The organism is Campylobacter sp. (assembly GCF_052170435.1).
GTDB lineage: Bacteria > Campylobacterota > Campylobacteria > Campylobacterales > Campylobacteraceae > Campylobacter_A.
Genome location: NZ_JBQNAN010000005.1, coordinates 82,306 through 102,010, shown reverse-complemented (window position 1 = coordinate 102,010; position 19,705 = coordinate 82,306). Strand labels below are relative to the sequence as shown.

The 19,705-nt window shown below is 43.8% G+C and carries 23 protein-coding genes; 21 read left to right on the top strand and 2 right to left on the bottom strand.

Annotated elements, in window-relative coordinates; genetic code table 11:
• Positions 1-257 precede the first annotated feature (257 nt).
• Both glnA and ACTTJF_RS03640 read right to left on the bottom strand, forming a co-directional pair.
• Positions 258-1,688, bottom strand: a complete 1,431-nt coding sequence (gene glnA / locus ACTTJF_RS03645) for a type I glutamate--ammonia ligase (protein ID WP_122874147.1) — start codon at positions 1,686-1,688, stop codon at positions 258-260.
• An 85-nt stretch (positions 1,689-1,773) separates the two neighbouring features.
• A complete protein-coding gene (locus tag ACTTJF_RS03640) occupies positions 1,774-2,553 on the bottom strand; it encodes a histidinol-phosphatase (protein WP_442550807.1) in 780 nt (259 codons plus the stop codon).
• 126 nt (positions 2,554-2,679) lie between these two features.
• On the opposite strand from ACTTJF_RS03640, the gene ACTTJF_RS03635 reads away from it, so the two are divergent.
• From ACTTJF_RS03635 to ACTTJF_RS03535, 21 genes are all read left to right on the top strand, one after another.
• Positions 2,680-3,402, top strand: a complete 723-nt coding sequence (locus ACTTJF_RS03635) for a chemotaxis protein (RefSeq protein ID WP_442550806.1) — start codon at positions 2,680-2,682, stop codon at positions 3,400-3,402.
• Positions 3,402-4,664, top strand: coding sequence for a peptidase U32 family protein (locus tag ACTTJF_RS03630; RefSeq protein ID WP_442550805.1), 1,263 nt, complete (start codon positions 3,402-3,404; stop codon positions 4,662-4,664). The genes ACTTJF_RS03635 and ACTTJF_RS03630 overlap by 1 nt, the downstream gene beginning before the upstream one ends.
• Positions 4,661-5,158, top strand: coding sequence for a 5-(carboxyamino)imidazole ribonucleotide mutase (gene purE, locus ACTTJF_RS03625; RefSeq protein WP_442550804.1), 498 nt, complete (start codon positions 4,661-4,663; stop codon positions 5,156-5,158). The genes ACTTJF_RS03630 and purE overlap by 4 nt, the downstream gene beginning before the upstream one ends.
• Positions 5,159-5,168: 10 nt before the next feature.
• Positions 5,169-5,642, top strand: coding sequence for a DUF3972 domain-containing protein (locus tag ACTTJF_RS03620; RefSeq protein ID WP_185898590.1), 474 nt, complete (start codon positions 5,169-5,171; stop codon positions 5,640-5,642).
• A gap of 2 nt (positions 5,643-5,644) precedes the next feature.
• Positions 5,645-6,058: a GyrI-like domain-containing protein gene (locus ACTTJF_RS03615; RefSeq protein ID WP_442550803.1), complete on the top strand. Its 414-nt coding sequence runs from the start codon at positions 5,645-5,647 to the stop codon at positions 6,056-6,058.
• A 9-nt stretch (positions 6,059-6,067) separates the two neighbouring features.
• Positions 6,068-6,952 (top strand): glycine--tRNA ligase subunit alpha, encoded by an 885-nt coding sequence (glyQ, locus tag ACTTJF_RS03610; RefSeq protein ID WP_442550802.1) that lies wholly within the window; start codon positions 6,068-6,070, stop codon positions 6,950-6,952.
• 6 nt (positions 6,953-6,958) lie between these two features.
• Positions 6,959-7,696: a Nif3-like dinuclear metal center hexameric protein gene (locus ACTTJF_RS03605; protein WP_442550801.1), complete on the top strand. Its 738-nt coding sequence runs from the start codon at positions 6,959-6,961 to the stop codon at positions 7,694-7,696.
• A gap of 9 nt (positions 7,697-7,705) precedes the next feature.
• Positions 7,706-8,416: a zinc ribbon domain-containing protein gene (locus tag ACTTJF_RS03600; RefSeq protein ID WP_442550800.1), complete on the top strand. Its 711-nt coding sequence runs from the start codon at positions 7,706-7,708 to the stop codon at positions 8,414-8,416.
• Positions 8,417-8,425: 9 nt separating this feature from the next.
• Positions 8,426-9,565, top strand: coding sequence for a lipid IV(A) 3-deoxy-D-manno-octulosonic acid transferase (gene waaA, locus ACTTJF_RS03595; RefSeq protein WP_442550799.1), 1,140 nt, complete (start codon positions 8,426-8,428; stop codon positions 9,563-9,565).
• Positions 9,562-10,320, top strand: coding sequence for an RluA family pseudouridine synthase (locus tag ACTTJF_RS03590; RefSeq protein WP_442550798.1), 759 nt, complete (start codon positions 9,562-9,564; stop codon positions 10,318-10,320). The genes waaA and ACTTJF_RS03590 overlap by 4 nt, the downstream gene beginning before the upstream one ends.
• 66 nt (positions 10,321-10,386) lie before the next feature.
• Complete coding sequence (gene ffh / locus ACTTJF_RS03585) at positions 10,387-11,727, top strand: signal recognition particle protein (RefSeq protein ID WP_295142990.1); 1,341 nt, start codon at positions 10,387-10,389, stop codon at positions 11,725-11,727.
• A 67-nt stretch (positions 11,728-11,794) separates the two neighbouring features.
• On the top strand, positions 11,795-12,025 hold the full coding sequence (gene rpsP, locus ACTTJF_RS03580; protein ID WP_442550797.1) for a 30S ribosomal protein S16: 231 nt from the start codon (positions 11,795-11,797) through the stop codon (positions 12,023-12,025).
• Between the two features lie 7 nt (positions 12,026-12,032).
• Positions 12,033-12,275, top strand: a complete 243-nt coding sequence (locus ACTTJF_RS03575; protein ID WP_002946320.1) for a KH domain-containing protein — start codon at positions 12,033-12,035, stop codon at positions 12,273-12,275.
• Positions 12,268-12,795 carry a ribosome maturation factor RimM gene (rimM, locus tag ACTTJF_RS03570; RefSeq protein ID WP_442550796.1) on the top strand — a complete coding sequence of 176 codons (528 nt, stop codon included), beginning with the start codon at positions 12,268-12,270 and terminating at the stop codon, positions 12,793-12,795. The genes ACTTJF_RS03575 and rimM overlap by 8 nt, the downstream gene beginning before the upstream one ends.
• Positions 12,795-13,499 (top strand): tRNA (guanosine(37)-N1)-methyltransferase TrmD, encoded by a 705-nt coding sequence (trmD, locus tag ACTTJF_RS03565; RefSeq protein WP_442550795.1) that lies wholly within the window; start codon positions 12,795-12,797, stop codon positions 13,497-13,499. Before rimM ends, trmD begins: the two co-directional genes overlap by 1 nt.
• Positions 13,496-13,852, top strand: coding sequence for a 50S ribosomal protein L19 (rplS, locus tag ACTTJF_RS03560; protein ID WP_442550794.1), 357 nt, complete (start codon positions 13,496-13,498; stop codon positions 13,850-13,852). The genes trmD and rplS overlap by 4 nt, the downstream gene beginning before the upstream one ends.
• A 141-nt stretch (positions 13,853-13,993) precedes the next feature.
• A complete protein-coding gene (locus ACTTJF_RS03555; RefSeq protein ID WP_442550793.1) occupies positions 13,994-14,326 on the top strand; it encodes a cupin domain-containing protein in 333 nt (110 codons plus the stop codon).
• Between the two features lie 900 nt (positions 14,327-15,226).
• The gene (locus tag ACTTJF_RS03550; RefSeq protein WP_314070537.1) at positions 15,227-16,627 is read left to right on the top strand and encodes an aspartate ammonia-lyase; all 1,401 of its coding nucleotides are present in this window, start codon (positions 15,227-15,229) and stop codon (positions 16,625-16,627) included.
• Positions 16,628-16,717: 90 nt separating this feature from the next.
• Positions 16,718-18,061: an anaerobic C4-dicarboxylate transporter gene (locus tag ACTTJF_RS03545; RefSeq protein WP_442550792.1), complete on the top strand. Its 1,344-nt coding sequence runs from the start codon at positions 16,718-16,720 to the stop codon at positions 18,059-18,061.
• Positions 18,062-18,124: 63 nt separating this feature from the next.
• Positions 18,125-18,808: an aspartate/glutamate racemase family protein gene (locus ACTTJF_RS03540; RefSeq protein WP_122866880.1), complete on the top strand. Its 684-nt coding sequence runs from the start codon at positions 18,125-18,127 to the stop codon at positions 18,806-18,808.
• 84 nt (positions 18,809-18,892) lie between these two features.
• Positions 18,893-19,648, top strand: coding sequence for a hypothetical protein (locus ACTTJF_RS03535; RefSeq protein ID WP_442550791.1), 756 nt, complete (start codon positions 18,893-18,895; stop codon positions 19,646-19,648).
• The last annotated feature ends 57 nt before the right edge of the window (positions 19,649-19,705 follow it).

Genomic DNA, 19,705 nt, shown 5'->3' with positions numbered 1-19,705 from the left:
CGACCCCTTCATTAAAAGTGAAATGCTCTACCGACTGAGCTAACAAGACATTTTTCAAAAAACGAAACGTGATTATATATAAAAAAGGCTGATTTGTCAAGACAAAAAGCCGCTGTTTTTTAAATTTAGCCGCAAATTTGATTTAATTTAACAAATTTTGCGTTCGTTAAAATCACGGAAAAAGTCAAATTTGACCCAAATTTAAAAAGGCAAAATTTGACTGAAAAACTAAAAAGGGATTTTGCAATCCCTTAAATTTAGCAAGAAAAGCAGGTTTTAAACTCGTATGGAGTAGGTCGCGCTTCGTACGGCCACACTTGACTCTCGAATTTATAATGCTGATATGCGTTTATAAACGTCGGAGTCATGATCGGATGAAGGTATTCATTGTCGCGAATTAGCGCCTCTAGGCTGCCTCTTAACGTATGAGGGAGCTGCTCGATGCCGCGTTCGCGGATCTCATCTAGGTGTAGTTTAAATAAATTTTCATCCATCGGACCGACCGGTTCCATCTTGTGTTTTACGCCGTCAAGCCCCGCCATCAGCATCGCTGAAAATGCCAAATATGGGTTTGCCGTACCGTCGGGGAAGCGCATCTCGGCGCGGACCGATTTTTCTCCGGAGCCGTATGGGATGCGGATCGAGGCGGAGCGGTTTTGGCTAGAATACGTTAGGATAGACGGCGCCTCAAAGCCTGGGATCAGGCGTTTGTAGCTATTTGTGCTAGGGTTTGTAAAGGCTGCGACGCTCCTTGCGTGTTTTAGGATTCCGCCGATGTACCAGCGCGCAAAATCGCTTAAATTTGCGTATTTTCCTTCGCCGTAGAACAAGTTTTTGCCGTCTTTCCACACCGACTGATGCACGTGCATGCCGCTGCCGTTATCGCCGTAGAGCGGTTTTGGCATAAAGGTCGCGGTTTTGCCGTTTAGGTGGGCGACCATTTTGACGACGTATTTGTAAATTTGCACGTTGTCGGCAGCCTCAAGAAGTGTTCCGAATTTAACGCCAAGCTCGCCTTGTCCTTGCGCGACCTCGTGGTGTCCTAGCATGACTTCGAGGCCTACTTGCTCTAAAACCTGCATCATCTCGGCGCGCAGATCTACCATGCTGTCGGTCGGTTGCGTCATCAGATAGCCGCCTTTTCTTCTTGGGCGGTGGCCGGTGTTGTAGCTATCTTTAAAGTCTCTAGCGTCGTTCCACTCGCCTTCTTCGCTGTCTACTTCAAACATCGCGCAGTTTGGGCTGTCTACTATTTTTACGTTATCAAATATAAAAAACTCATTCTCCGGCCCAAAATACGCCACGTCGCCCATGCCGCTTTCTTTGACGTAGGCCATAGCTTTTTTGGCTATCGAGCGCGGGCATTTTTCGTAAATTTGACCCTTGTAAATGTCGTAAATATCGGCAAAAACCACGACCGTAACGTCGGCGGTAAATGGATCTAAAAAGGCGCTGGTCGCCTCGGGGCACATCAGCATATCGCTTCTTTCGATCGGTTGCCATCCTCCTAGCGAGCTCGCGTCCATCGGTATGCCGTTTACGAAGTGATCTTTTTCTACGAATTTTATGTTATAAGATATGCTGTGCCAAGCGCCGTTCATATCGGTAAATCTAAAATCCACGAATTTGACCTCGTGTTCTTTGCAAAAATCAAAAAAATGATCGACGCTTTTTACAAATTTTCCCATTTTTCGCTCCTGTGTTTATTGATTTCGTAATTGTATCATAAAATTTTACTTTTAAGATTAATTTAAATAATTTTTTCTACCCGATCTAAAATTTTACAAATTCTCTATCGCGGTTTTTAAATACCGCACACTTGTTAAAGCCTAAATTTCTAGCGATTTGCTCGCATTTTTCGCCGTTTAGACCGACTTGATCCTTTGCGTGCGCGTCCGAGCCAAACGTGATAGGTATGTCTTTTTCGGCGATCATTTCTAGTAAATTTACGCTCGGATACTGCTCGCCGATCGGTTTTCTAAAGCCGGCCGCATTTATCTCGACCGTCAAATTTGCCTTTTTTATAGCCTCAATCGCGTCTTTAGCAAGGAGCCTAACGTCGGTTTTTGGCATAAATTTAAATACCTTTAGCAAATCCAAATGCCCGACTATGTCAAATTTACCGGACTTCGCCATCTTTTCGACGCAGTAAAAATAATCCCGCCAAATTTGATCTATGTCGCGTTTTTTGTATTCGCCGATAAATTCGGGATTGTCAAAGCCCCAGCCGCCCAAAAAATGCACCGAACCGATGAGATGGTCTACGTCGCGCGATAAAACCCGCTCATCCATAAAGCCCTCTAAAAAATCGATCTCGTAGCCCAGCATTATTTTTATCCGCCCGTCAAATTCGTCTCTGAGGCGCAAAATTTCGCTCTCGTAAACGTCCATTTGCGAAAAATCCATACGGTACGCTTCGTCAAATTTCATCGGCGCGTGATCGCTAAAGCCAAAATACTCGCAGTTTGAATTTATCGCGCTTAAAACATACTCTCTAGGCTCATCTACGGCGTGTTTGCAAAGCGGCGTGTGGTTGTGCAGATCGACTCTCATTTTTATCCTTAAATATTTTGCAAATGCTACCTAAAATTTAATAAATTTAAGGATAAAATTCGGGTTTTTAAACTTATATTTCGTTAATTTTCTATATAATCAGCCCAAATTTAAATAGGAGATTTTATGACGCAAGAAGAACTTGACGCCTTGATGGCGGGCGATTTTGAAGATGAAGAGATCGGCGAGGAAATAGCGGAAGAAACTACGCCGCCTGCGGAAGAGAACGCGAAAAAAACCGATCCGGCGCCGAGTGAACAGATAATAAACTACGAGGGCACCGAGATGCGTATATCCTCGAACATGCCGTGGCCTCCGCCTCCACCGACGGACGATCACAAGATGGTTCATCAGCTAGACGACGTCACAAAGGATAGCGAGGAAAAAGCTACGCAGATGTTTGACAAGCTTGACGCGATCAATAACTTTTCTATGGACGCGGAGAGCGGACTTAGCGAGATTATTAGCGGTATCGAGGCTAATATCGAAATTTTTACCAAACTGCACGAAAAATTCCCAAATATCTCGACTTTTTCCGAGGCGCTAGAGAAAAATAACGCACTAAAAAGCTCCGCCGAAATGACGCTAGATAACGTCAGAATGGCCGAAGACGAGATAATGATGGCGATGGATATGATGCAGTATCAAGACATCCACCGACAAAAGATCGAGCGCGTCATCAACGTTATGCGCGCGCTTAGCAAGTATATGAGCAGCCTATTTGAGGGCAAGATCGACGACGATAAGCGCGTGGCCTCGGCCGTGCATATCGCTGGCGATACGCACACCGAAAACCTCGTCAGCAACGACGATATCGAAGCTCTGATAGAAAGTTTGGGCAAAAAATAGTGCTAAAGCCCGAGCTTTTATCTCCCGCGGGGAATTTAACCAAGCTAAAAATAGCTCTAGAGTACGGTGCGGACGCGGTTTACGCGTCGGTGGCGAGCTTTTCGCTTCGCACCCGTTCGGCGCGCGAATTTAACCTTGAAACCTTTAAAGAAGCTATCGAATACACGCACGCAAAGGGCAAGAAATTTTACGCGACGGTAAACGCGTTTCCTTTTAATTCGCAAATCGAGCCGCTAAAACGCCACTTACAAACGATTTCTGCGATGAAGCCAGATGCCTTTATCATCGCAACTCCCGGCGTCATGAGCCTGGCAAAAGAGATCGCGCCCGAGATTGAGATACACCTCTCGACGCAGGCAAACGTCATGAATGCGCTTGATGCAAAAATCTACCACGAAATGGGCGCAAAACGTATCGTTGTAGCGCGCGAAATGAGCCTAAAAGACGTCGTGAAGATAAAAGAGCAAATCCCGACGCTCGATATCGAAATTTTCGTGCACGGCTCGATGTGCTTTGCTTACTCGGGGCGCTGTTTGGTGAGCGCGGTGCAAAGCGGCCGCCAGTCAAACCGCGGCAGCTGCGCCAACGACTGCAGGTTTAAATACGAGCTCTACGCCAAAAACCCTGAGAGCGGGACGCTGTTTCGCCTAGAAGAGGACGAAGAAGGCGGCACGCACGTGATGAACTCGAAGGATTTAAATTTATCCGCGCACATCAAAGACATCATCGAAAGCGGCGCAGTGGGTAGCCTAAAAATCGAAGGCCGCACGAAAAGCGAATACTACGCCGCCTGCGCGACTAGAGCTTATCGCATGGCTATTGACGACGCCGTGGCGGGAAAATTCGACGCGCAAATTTACGCAGGCGAGCTAAATACGCTAAAAAATCGCGGCTTTACCGACGGCTACTTGGTAAATCGCCCGTTTGAAAAAACGGATACGCAAAATCACGCCAGCAGCCTAGAAGAAGGCACTCATCAGGTAAATGCCATGAGCGAAGACGGCGAGTTTTTTAAATGCAAATATAAAATTTTCCCTGGTAACGAGTACGAGATCGTGGCGCCGCTGGGCTCGCAGATAGATGAGAGCGAGAGCGAAACCTCGCAAATTTTCGGCCGCGACGGTAAGAAATTTATCAAATTTAAAAAACTAGTAACCAAAAAAGGCAAAGAGCTCGCCGAGATTCACAGCGGCAACGAAAACGAAGTAAATTTGGGCGCGAGGCTACCTAAATTTAGCTTTTTAAGAGAGGAAATAAAATGAAATTCGTATCTATAATAATGGGAAGCAAGAGCGACTACGACGTAGTTAGCGAGGCGGCAAAGGTGCTTGAAAAATTTAACGTTCCTTACGAGCTAATCATTAGCTCGGCGCACAGGAGCCCGAAGCGAACGAGCGAATACGTCGCCGCAGCCGAAGAAAAGGGCGCGCAGGTATTTATCGCGGCAGCCGGCATGGCGGCGCATCTAGCGGGCGCTATCGCGGCAAACACCACTCGCCCCGTGATCGGCATACCGATGGCAGGCTCCGCGCTTAGCGGCGTGGACGCGCTTTATTCGACCGTGCAGATGCCCGGCGGCATGCCAGTGGGTACAGTCGCTATCGGCAAAGCCGGCGCAGTAAACGCAGCCTATCTGGCGCTACAAATTTTGGCTCTAAACGACCAAAATCTAGACGAAATGCTAAAAGCCGACCGAGCAGCTAAAGCCAAGCAGGTTGAGGATGATTCGGCGAAGGTGGAAGTTTTACTCGCCTAAAGGAGCAAAGATGCAGACATACTTAAATATAGACGAATTTTGCAAGCTCGTGCACCTAGAGCGCGAAGTCATCGAGGGGATGATAAACCGAGGCGTGCTAAATACGAAAGAAGAGGGCGGCGAGATCCTCATAGAAGCTAGCCAAGGCACAATGAGCGTGGTGCCTAGCGTCGTGGCCGTACCTGCGCCACAGATCGGCGCCGACGGCTTTAGCTTCGTAGAAAAGACGATCGGCACGATATTAAATTTACACGAAAAGGTGCTTGATGCCAAAGACGAGACGCTAGAGACCCTGCGCAACGAAAATAAATTTTTAAAAGAGGCGCTAATCTCGATGCAAGAGCTCTACGACGAGGATAGAAAAACGGTCGAGACGCTCACGAAGCAGCTAAAAAATTCGCAAGACGAAGTCGAGTTTTTAAAACGAAAATACAAGCTCATGTGGAACAAAGCGGTTGAAAATTTTAAAGGCGACAAGGAGTAGTCGTGGAAATTTTAGCGGTAGAGGGTTTTAAAATTTGCGGATTAAAAACTCGCACCAAAAATGCCGACGAGATAAACGGCGACGGTAAAATCCCAGCCTTGTGGGCTAAATTTACAAAAGAATTTTATGACGGTAAAAGCGAAATTTACGGCGTTTATTGTAGCTACGAAAACGGCGTAAACGGGCTTTATGATTTATTTATCGGTACGAAGTCGCTTTGCCCTGGCGGCGAAATTTTAGAGATAAAAAGCGGCAAATACGCCGTTTTTAGCTTTCCAAACGAGCCGCAAAATGTAGCGAAATTTTGGGGAGAAATTTGGAAATATTTTGAAAACTCGAAACTAAAAAGAGCCTACGAAACGGACTTTGAGAAATATTTAAACGAAAAAATAGAAATTTACATATCAATAAAATAAAGGTAAAAAATGACGTTTTCAGAGATTATTTTGACGTTGCAAAACTACTGGCGCGAGCAGGGTTGCGTGATACTGCAGCCATACGATATGCCTGCAGGTGCTGGCACCTATCATCAGGCGACTTTTTTAAGGAGCCTCGGGCCAAAGCCGTGGGCGACTGCGTACGTAGCCCCGTCTCGCCGTCCGACCGACGGCAGGTATGGGGAGAACCCAAACCGCCTTGGAGCATATTATCAGTTTCAGGTGCTCATTAAACCTAGTCCTGAAAACATACAGGAGCTTTATCTAAAAAGCCTCGAAAAGCTCGGGTTAAATTTAAAAAATCACGACATCCGCTTCGTCGAGGATAACTGGGAGAGCCCGACGCTGGGCGCTTGGGGGCTAGGCTGGGAGGTCTGGCTAGACGGCATGGAGGTGACGCAGTTTACGTATTTTCAACAAGTTGGCGGCATCGCATGCGAGCTGGTTTCTGCTGAGATCACCTACGGCCTTGAGCGCCTTGCGATGTATCTGCAGGACGTAAATAGCGTCTATGACATCGTTTGGGATGATAGGGGCGGCAATATCGTGACCTATGCCGACGTGCATAAGCAGGGCGAATTTGAGTGGAGCAAATATAACTTTGAAATCGCCGACGTTGATATGCTGTTTCGCCAGTTTGAAAATGCATTTGGCGAGTGCAAACGCTGCTTGGAGGCTAAAATTTCGCTGCCTGCGTATGACTACTGCATGCTAGCGGCGCATACGTTTAACGTCCTTGACGCGCGCGGAGCGATCAGCGTAACGCAAAGGCAAGACTATATCCTAAAAATCCGCGAGCTAGCCAAAGAGTGCGCGCTAACGTACAAGGCTAGCATCGACGCCGCAGCCCAAAACGGCGCGAAGGACGAATGAAATTTGATGAAAATCGGCGAAATTTATAAAATTTTAGACGAGATTAGCCCGTTTGCAAGTCAAGAGGAGTGGGATAACAGCGGACTGCTCGTGGGCTCGTTTGAAGCGGGCGTGGAGCGCGTTTATCTTAGCCTCGACATCGATGACGATCTTTTGGATGAGGCACAGCCAAACTCGCTCATCATTACGCATCATCCGCTCATTTTTAAGGGGCTAAAATCGCTAAATTTGGACAAATATCCAAGCGGCCTAATCGCAAAGATGATGGCTAAAAATTTAAGCCTAATCGCTATGCATACGAATTATGATCTAAGCCACCTAAACGAATATGTGTTAAGCGAAATTTTGGGCTTTGCGCCAAAAGAGTGCGATGGATTTGTGCTTTATGCGGATGTAAATTTGAGCTTTGACGAGCTTTGCGAGAGAGTAAAAACAAAGCTAAATTTAAGCTATCTAAGGGTTTGTAAGGGGCGAAAATTTGACCGTACTGCCCCCATAAAACGCCTTGCGTTTTGCACGGGAAGCGGTGGAGATTTGATAGATGGCGTCAAAGCGGATGTGTTTTTAACCGGGGATCTGAAGTACCATCAAGCCATGAGCGCCGTGCAAAATAATCTTACTATGATAGACATCGGACACTTCGAGAGCGAGCAGTATTTTGGGGAGTCGCTTGCAAAATATTTGCAAATTTTGCCGATTCCTACTATAATATCCAACTCAAAAAACCCGTTTTCATACAGTTAAAGGAAAAAGATGAATAAATATCTAGAACAGCTAGTCGAGCTCTCAAACATCGATAAAGATATCGACGATTTTACTCCGCGCCTTGAGAAGGTTCAAAGCGTTTTAAAAGCGACCAAGGACGAGCGGGCGGCGATTTTGGCACAGATCGAGGAAGCGGCTACGAGCGTGACCGAGCTAAAAAATCAAAAATCTCAAACCAACGCGCACATAGCCGAATTTAGCGCGAAGATAAAAGACGTCGCTAAAAAGAGCGGTGCGGCAAAAACCGAAAAAGAGATAAAAGCGCTTCAACTAGAAGACGAGCTAGCAAAAGAACAGCTAGAGGCCGCGAACGAAGAGGTTGAAAGACTAGAAAAAATCATAGATAGCAAAAATGCGCTAAAAAGCGAGCTTGAGGCAAAGGCTGCGGAACTAGGCGAAAATTTGACCAAAATCGAGAGTGAAATCTCGGCCGAGGTCAGCGCTATCGAGCAACAAAGAGACGAAATATACGCTAAGAAAAATAAGCTAGTCGGCGAGATGAATCAAAAAATCTTGACCTTTTACGAGAAGATCCGCAAATGGGCGCACAATACCGCCGTCGTGCCGGTCAAAAAGCAGGCCTGCTACGGCTGCTTTATGCAGATAAACGACAAGACTTATTCTGCCGTCATCAAGGGCGAAGATATCGTGACCTGCCCTCACTGCGGCCGAATTTTATACAAAGAAGCGGCGAACTAGCCTTTAAATTTGATAATAATTTATTACGTTTTAGTCCTCGCGGCGTTTGCCTTGGGGGCTTTACCGCTTGCGATTTTAGCTTTTAAGAAAAAGTACAGAGCCTCGATCCCCGCTAGATTTTTTTTGTTTAAAAATCCCAAATTTGACGCCTCTCGCGTGCATTTTCACGCGTGTAGTTTCGGCGAGGTGCGCTCTATCGCGCCGCTAGTTAGTAGATTTAAAGACACGGCCGCAGTCTCGGTCGTAACCAAAACCGGTTTTGACGAGGCGAAAAAAATCACGCAAAATACGCGCTTTTTGCCGTTTGAGATATTTTTACCGTTTTGGCTAAAGCCTGCTAAAATAACGGTTATTTTTGAGGCCGAGCTTTGGCTGGGGCTTGTTTTTTGGGCTAAATTTAAGGGCTCGCGCGTCATTTTGATAAACGCTAGGATTTCTGATAGGAGCTACAAAAGCTATCTAAAATTTGGCTTTTTTTACAGGTATTTGTTTAAATTTATAGATAAAATTTACGCCCAAAGCGATCTGGATAAACAGCGCCTAGAGCGGCTCGGCGCTAAAAATATCGTCGTTAGCGGCAATATAAAATCAGCCTTTTTACCAAGTCCGAGTAAAATTTACGCCAAACCAAAAGAGCGCGTGATCGTGCTAGCTAGCACTCATGCAGGTGAAGAGGAGCTGATTTTGCGCGAGTTAAATTTGAGCGCAAACGATAAGCTGATACTCGTGCCGCGCCATCCGGAGAGATTTGGCGAAGCAGGCGAGATTTTGGCTAAATTTGCCGCAAAAAACGGACTTAGTTTTTCTAAATTTAGCGAAACTAAAAACTTTGACGCACAGTGCGTGCTGGTCGATGCGATGGGTGAGCTGGTAAATATTTATAAATTTAGCGACGTCGTCGTGCTCGGCGGTAGCTTCGTGCCAAACGTCGGCGGACACAATCCGATCGAGGCTACACAGTTTGAAAACGTAATGATAAGCGGGGAGTTTATATTTAACCAAAAAGCCCTGTATAGCGCGGTTGACGGCATAAAATTTGCAAAAGCGGACGAGATAAGTTCGCTTTTAAAGCAAGATTTACCCAAAGCAAAAATAGTCGCCAAAGGCGATGCAAGCGAGATTTTAAAAGATATTGAGGAAAATTTATGAAAGAAGAAAAAGCCTATAAACTGCTGGCGATCCAGGAGGGTATCTCAAACAACGAGGCAAAGGAACTAATCGACGCGGGGCTAGTTAGCGCCAAAGGACAGAGGATCGCCGTGGCGCGCGCGATGATGAGCGTGGCGACTAAATTTAACGTGCAAAAGCTGCCGCGCCCAAGCGTGATTTTTGAGGATGAAAACCTGATCGCGGTTGATAAGCCGGCATTTTTAACGTCGGAAAAAGTGAGCGAAACTTATAAATTTCCTCTGCTTCACAGGCTCGATAAGGAAACTAGCGGCGTGCTTTTGCTTGTAAAAAACGAGGAATTTCAAAAAAAAGCGATCGAGGAGTTTAAAAACTGCCGCGTAAAAAAAGAGTACGTAGCGGCGGTAAAAGGTATCGTGAGCGAGGAATTTAGCGTAAACGAACCAATAATCACGCTAAAAAACAAAGGCGGAGCGTTTTCTAAGATCTCGCCAAACGGCAAAGAGGCGTTTTCGCACGTGACGCCGGTGATGGTCGCAGGCAAAAAAAGTCTCGTAAAAGTCGAGATAAAAACCGGCAGAACGCACCAAATCAGAGTGCATCTAAATCACGCGGGATACGGGATCGTCGGCGATGAAAAATACGCTAAAAATAAATCCGCGAGAATGTATCTGCATGCTTACAAAATCGAACTTCTGGGATATAAATTTAGGTCAAATTTGAGCAGTGATTTTAGCAGGCTCGGTTTTGAAATTTCAAGAAATTTTGAGATTTAAAGAGCGATAAAGCTTAAATTTAATAAAATACGCGCTTTAGCTATAAATGTAAATAAAAGGTAGAATGTGTTTGAACAAATCAGCGAGTCGTTTCGTTTAGCCGTTAGTAAAATTCGTTTCGTAGACGATGAAAAAGCGCTAAATAACGCGCTTGACGTGCTTAAAAAAGCACTACTAAAAGCCGACGTTCATCACAAAGTTACCAAAGAATTGCTAGCTCTCATAGAGGCTGATCTAAAGCAAAGCGGGATAGGCCAAAAGCAATTTTTAGACGCTATAAAGTCAAATTTAACGAAAGTTTTAACCGCGCCAGGCAACCAGGGCTTTGTCTTTGCGCCCGTGGCCCCTACGATCGTGCTAATGGCTGGATTGCAAGGTAGCGGAAAAACCACTACGACGATAAAGCTAGCAAATTATCTAAAACTTAGAAAGAAAAAAGTTTTAGTCGCGGCGTGCGATTTGCAGCGCTTGGCGGCAGTAGAGCAGCTTCGCCAGCTTTGCGAAGCAAACGAGATAGAGCTTTTCAGTATAGACAACGAAACCGATCCGCTAAATGTAGCCAAGCAAGCGCTAGCTAAAGCAAAAAGCGGGCTTTATGATGTACTTTTGGTCGATACTGCAGGACGTCTAGCGATAGATGAAGCTTTGATGAAGCAGATAAAAGATATCAAATCAGCGCTCGAGCCGCATGAAATTTTTTACGTAGCCGATGCTATGAGCGGACAAGACGGCGTAAAAACAGCTAGCACATTTAATGATGCGCTAAAAATAAGCGGCGTGGTGCTAAGTAAATTTGACTCGGACAGCAAAGGCGGCGTAGCTATAGGTATAGCAAAACAGCTAAATATACCGCTTAGATTCGTAGGTATCGGCGAAAAAGTCGGCGATATGGAGAGCTTTATCCCTGAGCGTATCGTGAGCCGCATAATGGGCGAGGGCGACTTGGCGACGTTGGTTGAGAAAACTAGCGCCGTGATAGATGAGCAAGAAGCAAAAAGAATAAATAAAAAGATCAAAAAAGGGCAGTTTAACTTTAACGACTTTTTATCGCAAATGGAAAGCGTCAAAAAGCTCGGAAATATGAAAAGTTTAATCGGTATGATACCAGGGCTATCAAGCGTGGCAAATCAGATAAAAGATATCGACCTTGATAACTCGAAGGAAATTTTACATATCAAAGCTATGATAAATTCGATGACGCAAAAAGAACGCGAGAATCCGGATTTACTAAACAATAGCCGAAAAAGACGTTTGGCTGCTGGATCTGGACTATCTCAAGTAGAGGTAAATCGCTTTTTGAAGCAGTTTGAAAACGCATCAAAAATAGCAAAGAGGTTTTCTGGTAAAGAAGGTCTAAAAGGGCTTGGAAATTTACTAAACCAAGCTAAAAACTCTCGCCCTAATTAAAGGGCTTAAATTTGGCTACGAGCGTGGCTAAATTTAAGCCTATTTAAAAAACAGAAGGAGAAATATAATGGCAACAGTAGTAAGACTAACGAGAATGGGACGCAAGAAAAAACCTTTTTATCGTATAGTCGTAACGGATAGCAGAAAAAGAAGAGACGGCGGCTGGATAGAGTCGATCGGTTACTACAACCCGATGGTTAAACCTGAGGTAGTAAAATTTGACGCTGAGCGTTTGGCTTATTGGAAAGGCGTCGGTGCGAAACTTAGTGACAGGGTTGCAAAAATAACTAGCAAATAATTAAAAAATGGTAGAAAATTTTTTACTTGAATACGCTAAGCTCATCGCCGATTTTCCAGATAAAGTGAAACTCGAGCGAGTCGAGCTTGGCGAAAATTTTGCCGAGCTGATAATCTACGCCGATAAAGTCGATACAGGCAAGCTTATCGGCAAAGACGGCAGGATGATAAACGCGATAAAAACCGTAATCGTGGGCTATAAAGCCAAAGATGCGACATCATACCGCGTTACGGTAAAGCCTCTTGAGTGAGCTTGTAGAAGTCGCATTGCTTGGCAAAACAGTAGGATTAAAGGGATTTGTCAAGCTTTATAATAAAGGCGACTTTCCTAGCCAGTTTAAAAAAAATGCTATATTTTGCGATAAAGACGGTAAAGAACTTGTCGTAAAAAGCTACAATCACACAAACGATACTATCTCTTTTTGCGGCTTTGAGGATATAGATAGTGCAAAAACTCTTACAAATAAAACAATCTACACCACAAAAGAAGAAACTAGAAAAAACTGCAAACTAAAAAAGGGCGAATTTTTCTATTTTGATGTCATCGGTTGCGAAATTTACGAAAATAACCAAAGGCTCGGCGAAGTAGAGGATATAGATGAGGTCGGCGCAAACCATTTATTTTTGGTAAAAACCGATGAAAATTTGATTTCCAAAGGGTTGGAAAAAAGTTTTTACATTCCGTATATCGACGTTTATGTAGAAAAAGTCGATGTGGAAAATAAAAAAATTTACACCAAAAATGCTATCTTAATTCTAGAAAATTCCTGATGAAATTTACCTTTGTTACTCTTTTTGAAAGCCTTGTACAACCCTATTTTGAAGATAGTATTTTGGGTCGTGCTGTAAAAGAAAAGCTCGTCTCAATTGATTTTTTAAATCCTCGGGATTTTAGCACAGATAAGCATAAAAAGGTAGATGACTATATGGTTGGAGGCGGCGCAGGATTGCTCATGACGTGCCAGCCTCTTGATGATACTTTAAAATTTTTACTAAAAAATAAGCCAAAACCCCATACTATTTTTCTTGCGCCCGCCGGGAAAAAATTTACCCAAAACGATGTTAGGCGTCTGGCAAAAAAAGAACATATTTGTCTGGTTTGCGGTAGATATGAAGGTATAGACGAGCGAATAGTAGAAAAATACGCAGATGAGATTTTTTGTATCGGCGACTTTGTGATGACCGGAGGGGAGCTGGGGGCGCTTTGTATTTCTGATGCGATTTCTCGCAATATTGACGGCGTTTTAGGAAACAATGAAAGTCTTGAAATTGAGAGTTTTGAAGGTGATTTACTTGAGACTCCGTCTTTTACAAAACCCAGTAATTACAAAGGTTCTGGTGTGGTTTCAGCGTTTTTAAAGGGAGACCATGCTAAAATCAGAGCTTTGAAAAATAATATGGCGTTCTTAAAAACTAGGTTTTTTCGTCCGGATTTATACCGAAAATTTGAGCCGCCGACTAAGGAAAAAATATGAGAAACAAGTATATAGAGGCGTTTGAACGAACTCAAATAGCCCAAAAGTCTGTGCCTGATTTTCGCGCTGGAGATACTTTGCGTATAGCTATCCGCATCAAAGAGGGCGATAAAACGAGAATTCAAAATTTTGAAGGTATCTGCATAGCAAGACGCGGAAGTGGAACTGGCGAAACATTTATCATCAGAAAAATAGGTGCAAATAGCGTAGGCGTAGAGAGAATTTTCCCTATCTATAGCGAAAGTCTAGAGAGCATAACCGTTCTAAGACAAGGTCGCGTTCGCCGCGCTAAGCTATTTTATCTACGTGATAGACGCGGTAAAGCCGCTCGTATTAAAGAGCTTAAAAAATAGTTTTACTCCTTGCAAAAGTCTAGTTTTAGGCTTTTGCTTTCTTTCTGTATTCTTAAATTTTAAAAACGCTTAATTAAAATCAATCATTTTATCTAAAATTAGAGTTACAATACTGTTATTATTTTATAATAAAGGTTGTAAATGGAAAAGATTGTATGGCAAAATGAAGTATTTAACGGCGTTACTATAGCTAAGCTTTTTGATGGGCCGCACAGCAAGGAAATACGCATAAATTTAGAAAAAGGCGCTCAAATGAAGGAACATAAGGCTCCTGGCGCTATCATGGTGCAGGTTTTAAGCGGCAAGATAGATTTCAGCGTTGGAGAAAATAGTGTTATCTTGGATACGCTAGATATGATTACGCTCGAGCCAAATGTCTTGCATGCTTTGACTGCTTTGGAAAATAGCATAGTAAGGCTTAGCTTAAGTAAAAATGATGACGTAAGTAGGGTTTTTGGAGTCTTAAAATCTTAGCCTTTACTTTTTTGCTTTTACTATAAAGCAACAATCTAATAAGAATTTATCTACAAATTTAAAGTGGCGTAATGCCACATAAGGATCTACGCTTAATTTTTTGGCACGAAGAATACGACAATAAAAAGAGCTTAATGGGTGACATCCTGTGGGCTTGCCCGGTCACCTATTTTTATGATTAAAGTTTTTACTGTGCTGGCATCGTTGCAAAAGGTATTTTAAACTACTTTTTGATATACGATTTTGCATGGTTTGGCCCCAGAAGGCAAGCGATGAAGCCGCCAAATCCCAATAAGGCTTTATTTTTACAAAGTTTATACTTGGTTTTATAAATTTTAGACGATGGCCTGCAACTAGACGCATTTTCATCAAATTTGCCAAACATAGGCCCAAAAGATCAAAACACACTCAAGGCAAAAACTATGCATATAAAAATAAGCAGATTTAAATTTGATGCCAAAAATATCTTGGATTTTGAAAAATTAAATTTTTAACCAGGCCTCAATAAAAATACAAATTTAAAACCATATAAAATTTATAGCCGACAAATCACTCAAAAAATCAAAATTTAAACCATCAAACTCTTTCAAGAAAAATTAATATAACATTTTAAGTTAAGCTTTATTATAAGTATAAAATAGTAAAACAAAAAGTTAATAATTTAAATTTTAGAGACACTATCTCATACATTTATTACTCGTATTTAAAAAATATATAATATTTAAAAGCAATAGGTATTACGTTATTTAGGCTATTTTAAAGATAAATTAAGTCTGTATGGATATATAAAAATAACAAAATAGTAATAAAAAAATAAATAGAAAATTAAACTTTTAATTTAAATATCAGTTTAATTGCGCTATAGTTTCATTATTCAATTTCATCACAAGGAGAACCGATATGGGAACCAGAAGAGAACACGACTTCATAGGTGAGCTAGAGATAGCTGATGATGTATATTACGGCGTGCAAACATTTAGGGCGCTTGAGAATTTCCACATGAGCGGACGACCGCTTAAAGATTATCCGTATTTCGTTAAGGCATTTGCTCAAATCAAAAAGGCTGCGGCCTTAGCCAACAAAGAAGTCGGAGTTCTAGACGCGCAAAAAGCCGACGCCATCGCAAAAGCGTGCGACGAGCTGATCGCGGGTAAATATTTAGATCAATTCGTAGTAGATATGATTCAAGGCGGTGCGGGCACTAGCACCAATATGAACGCAAACGAAGTTATAACAAACGTCGCGCTTGAAAGCCTAGGACACAAAAAAGGCGAGTATCAGTATCTGCATCCAAACGACCATACGAATTTAGGCCAAAGCACCAACGACACTTATCCAAGTTCGATTAAAGTTGCCGCTTACGCGAAATTAACCGACCTTCTAAAGGCTATGGAGCTACTTAAAAACGAGCTAGAAGCCAAGGCAAAAGACTTTAAAGATATCATCAAAATGGGTAGAACCGAGCTGGAAGACGCCGTTCCTACGACGCTTGGCAACACGTTTAACGCATTTGCAAGCTACATCAAAAGCGATATCGAAAAAATCACCGCCGCAAGAGAGTCTATGGCCGTGCTAAACATGGGCGCAACCGCGATCGGAACGGGCATCAACTGCCATCCTGATTATAAAGCGGCCGTTCATAAAATTTTAAGCCAAATCACGGGCGTAAATTTCAAACCTGCCGATGATTTCATAGCAGCTACTCAAGACACTGCGGATTTCGTTCACGTTAGCGGCGCGCTAAAAACCGCTGCCGTTAGATTAAGCAAGATCGCAAACGATTTAAGACTAATGAACTCAGGCCCAAGATGCGGTCTTGGCGAGATAAATTTACCTCAGATGCAGCCTGGTAGCTCTATCATGCCTGGTAAAGTAAACCCGGTCATCGCAGAAGTTGTAGGCGAGGCATGCTACGAGGTAATCGGCAACGACGTAACCATCATGCTTTGCAGCGAGAGAGGCGAATTTGAGCTAAACGCATTTGAGCCTGGCATCGCTTACGCGCTATTTAACTCGATCTTCATCCTTGAAAACGCGATGAAAACTCTAGCTGAAAAAGCTATCAGAAAACTAACTGCAAACCCTGAAGCATGCTTAAAATCAGTGCTCGGCTCAGTCGGTATCGTAACTGCGTTTAACCCGTACATCGGCTACGAAAAATCTGCAAGCATCGCTAAAGAAGCATTGCAAACAGGCAAAGCCGTAGGCGATATCTGCTTGGAGAGAGGATATTTGAAAAAAGAGGAGATAGACAAGATCCTAGAGCCTAAAAATATGCTAAACCCTCACATGGGCAAATAACTGAGCAAAAGTCTTAAAGCGCCGAGGTAAAATTCGGCGCCTTTTAAATTTAGTAAGTGAAAAACAAAATCTAATACAAGGAGTTTTCCTATGGATATAATGCTGATTTTACAGATTATAGTCCTACTCGGAGGTATCTACCTAGGCGTTAGGCTAGGCGGTATGGGCGTGGGTTACGCCGGTGGTCTTGGCGTCGTTATTTTGGCGATGCTTGGTATGAAAGTGGATATGAAAGATATCCCGATGGACGTTATTTTAATCATCGCGTCCGTTATTTCGGCCATCACTGCGATGCAAGTCGCGGGCGGACTTGATTATTTAGTTCAGGTCGCATCTAAAATTTTGCGCAAAAACCCAAAACAAATCAACTACCTAGCACCTATCGTTACCTATCTTCTTACGATCCTAGCGGGTACGGGTCACACCGCGTTTTCTATGATCCCTGTTATCGTAGAGGTTGCTAAAACGCAAAACATCAAACCTAGCGCGCCTCTTGCGCTTTCGGTCGTTTCATCTCAAGTAGCGATCACCGCTAGCCCTATATCTGCGGCTTTCGTTGCTATGACAGGCGTTTGCGAGCCTCTTGGCGTTAGCTATCCGATGCTACTTTTCATATGCATATCTACTACTTTCGTAGCTATGATTATTACGGCCTTCATCGTAAATAAATTTTACGATCTTGACCTCTCAAAAGACCCTATCTATCAAGACAGACTTGCTAGAGGCGCGGTTGCGGAGATAAAAGAGGTAGAGTATCAAGCGCTAAAACCTTATGCGAAAAGATCGGTTGCGATATTTGCCGTCGGCGTTTTAGTCGTCGTTTGCTATGCGCTCGTTATTTCAAAGAGCCTTGGTATCGTGGCAAAACCTATCCTATCTAGAGACGCTGCGATCATCAGCTTTATGCTTACTATCGGCTTCCTTATCGCTACGCTTTGTAAGGTCGACACTAGCAAATTGCTTTCAACCAGCACTTTCCAAAGCGGTATGAATGCGTGCATATGCGTCATCGGTATCGCATGGCTAGGTACTACATTTGTTAACGGTCACATCGATAGCATCAAAGAGGTAGCTAAAAACATCGTTACGCAGTATCCGTTTATATTAGCCATTGCGCTATATTTCCTAAGCTGCTTGCTATACTCTCAAGCCGCAACCACTCGCGTTATGATGCCTGCAGTCGCTGCTGCGCTTGGTATGACTAGCCCTGAAAACTCAGGTCAAATTTGGATCCTAGTTGCTTCATTTGCCGCTGTTTCAGGACTATTCGTACTTCCTACGTATCCTACGACTTTGGGCGCTATCGCTATGGACGATACGGGAACGACTAGAGTCGGTAAATTCGTATTTAACCACTCATTCTTCGTGCCTGGCACCATCATGGTCGCTCTTTCGGTTGCGCTAGCATTCCTCATCGCTCCTGTTCTTCTCTAAGAATTTTGAGCCAAATTTAGCCGAGACTTTGCTCTCGGCTTTTTTAAATTTAAGGACTTTTTCATGAAACGAATCGGAATTTTAGGCGGTATGGGACCGCTAGCTACGATAGATCTATACGCTAAGATCGTAGAACTCACAAATGCCGCAAAAGATCAAGACAACATCCCTATCGTCATCGATAACCACCCGCAGATCCCGGACCGCACGGCGTATATCCTGCACGGAGGCGAGGATCCGTTTCCTTTTATGAAAGAGTCTGCAACTAGGCTAAAAAACGCCGGCTGCGAGGCTATCTGCATAGCTTGCAACACGGCTCACTATTTTGCCAAGCGACTAACGGAAGAGTGCGGCGTAAATATCCTGCACATCGCTAAAATCGCGACCGCGTCGATAAAGTCGAATTTCCCGCACGCTAAAAAGATCGCCGTCATCGCCACTACCGGCACGACCGCGGCTAAAATTTACGAAAACGAGCTGATCGCCGCAGGTCTAGAGTGCGTAAAAATCCCCGAAAATTTGATGACAAACATCATGGACTGCATCTACAAGGGCGCAAAAGCAAATAAGCTAAAGGAGTACGTGGGTCTCTTTAACGATACGATCGCGGCTATCGAGGCTGACGCATATATCGCGGCTTGCACGGAGATACCGCTATTTTTGCCGTACGCGACGAAAAAAGATAAATTCGTAGACGCTACTCTCGAGCTTGCTAAAGCAGCCGTCAAATTCGGCCTAGAAAAATAATCAAATTTGCGTCTAATCGGCGCAAATTTACCCCCTCTTAAAACAAATTTTTATAAAATCCAAGCTAAATTTAAAGGATAAACGATGAAATTCGGCGAATTTAAAAATGCAAAAACTTTGAGCCTCGCAAGCTTGCTCTGCGAGCAAAATCCGCAGCTAGCGGAGCAGATAAAGCAAAATGAATTTTTATATATTTCTTGCTTTGAGGATAAAATTTTAGGTACAGAAAATCTCGTTCGCTGCGAGATCGGATCGGCTAGCTACGTGCTGGCTTTGCTTTGCAAATACTCGCTTGACGCGGCTAAATTTGACGAGCAAACGCACGAATATTTTGAGGGTCTTGACGAAGGATACCTAAGCGGCGAGTGCAACGTCGGCGAGGAGGAGTTTGAGCAGATCGCGGAGTTTTTAGAGGAGTGCGAAAATATCGTGATCGATAGCTCCTTTTTGGCGCACACGGATGCGAAAAATATATTCGAGTTTTTGCAAATGCTCGGCAAAAACGTCGTTTTGGCTGACGGCAAGCAGGGCGAGTTTAAAACGGACGGCAAGCTAACGCCGCTAAAAGAGCCCGAGAGCTTTGACGGTAGCGTCGTGTTTTTTATGGATGAGGCGGACGGGTCAAATTTGAGCGGCGAGGTAAAGGAGCTAATCGGCTCGGCGTCGTTTGCCGCGGCCGCAAAGGTAAAAGACGGCGATATAGCAAGCGTGCAGGCCAAGGGCGTAGAAATAAGGGCTAAATTTAGGTTAGAGCCGCAGATGAAGGGCACGGTCGCGCTTTGCAGGGCGAAATTTAGCGGATACGCGTTTAAGCTCGTTAAGATCTCAAAAGAGGCGTAGCGGCAAACGGTCAAATTCGGAAGGCGGATTTATCCGCCGAGGCGGGCAAATTTTATA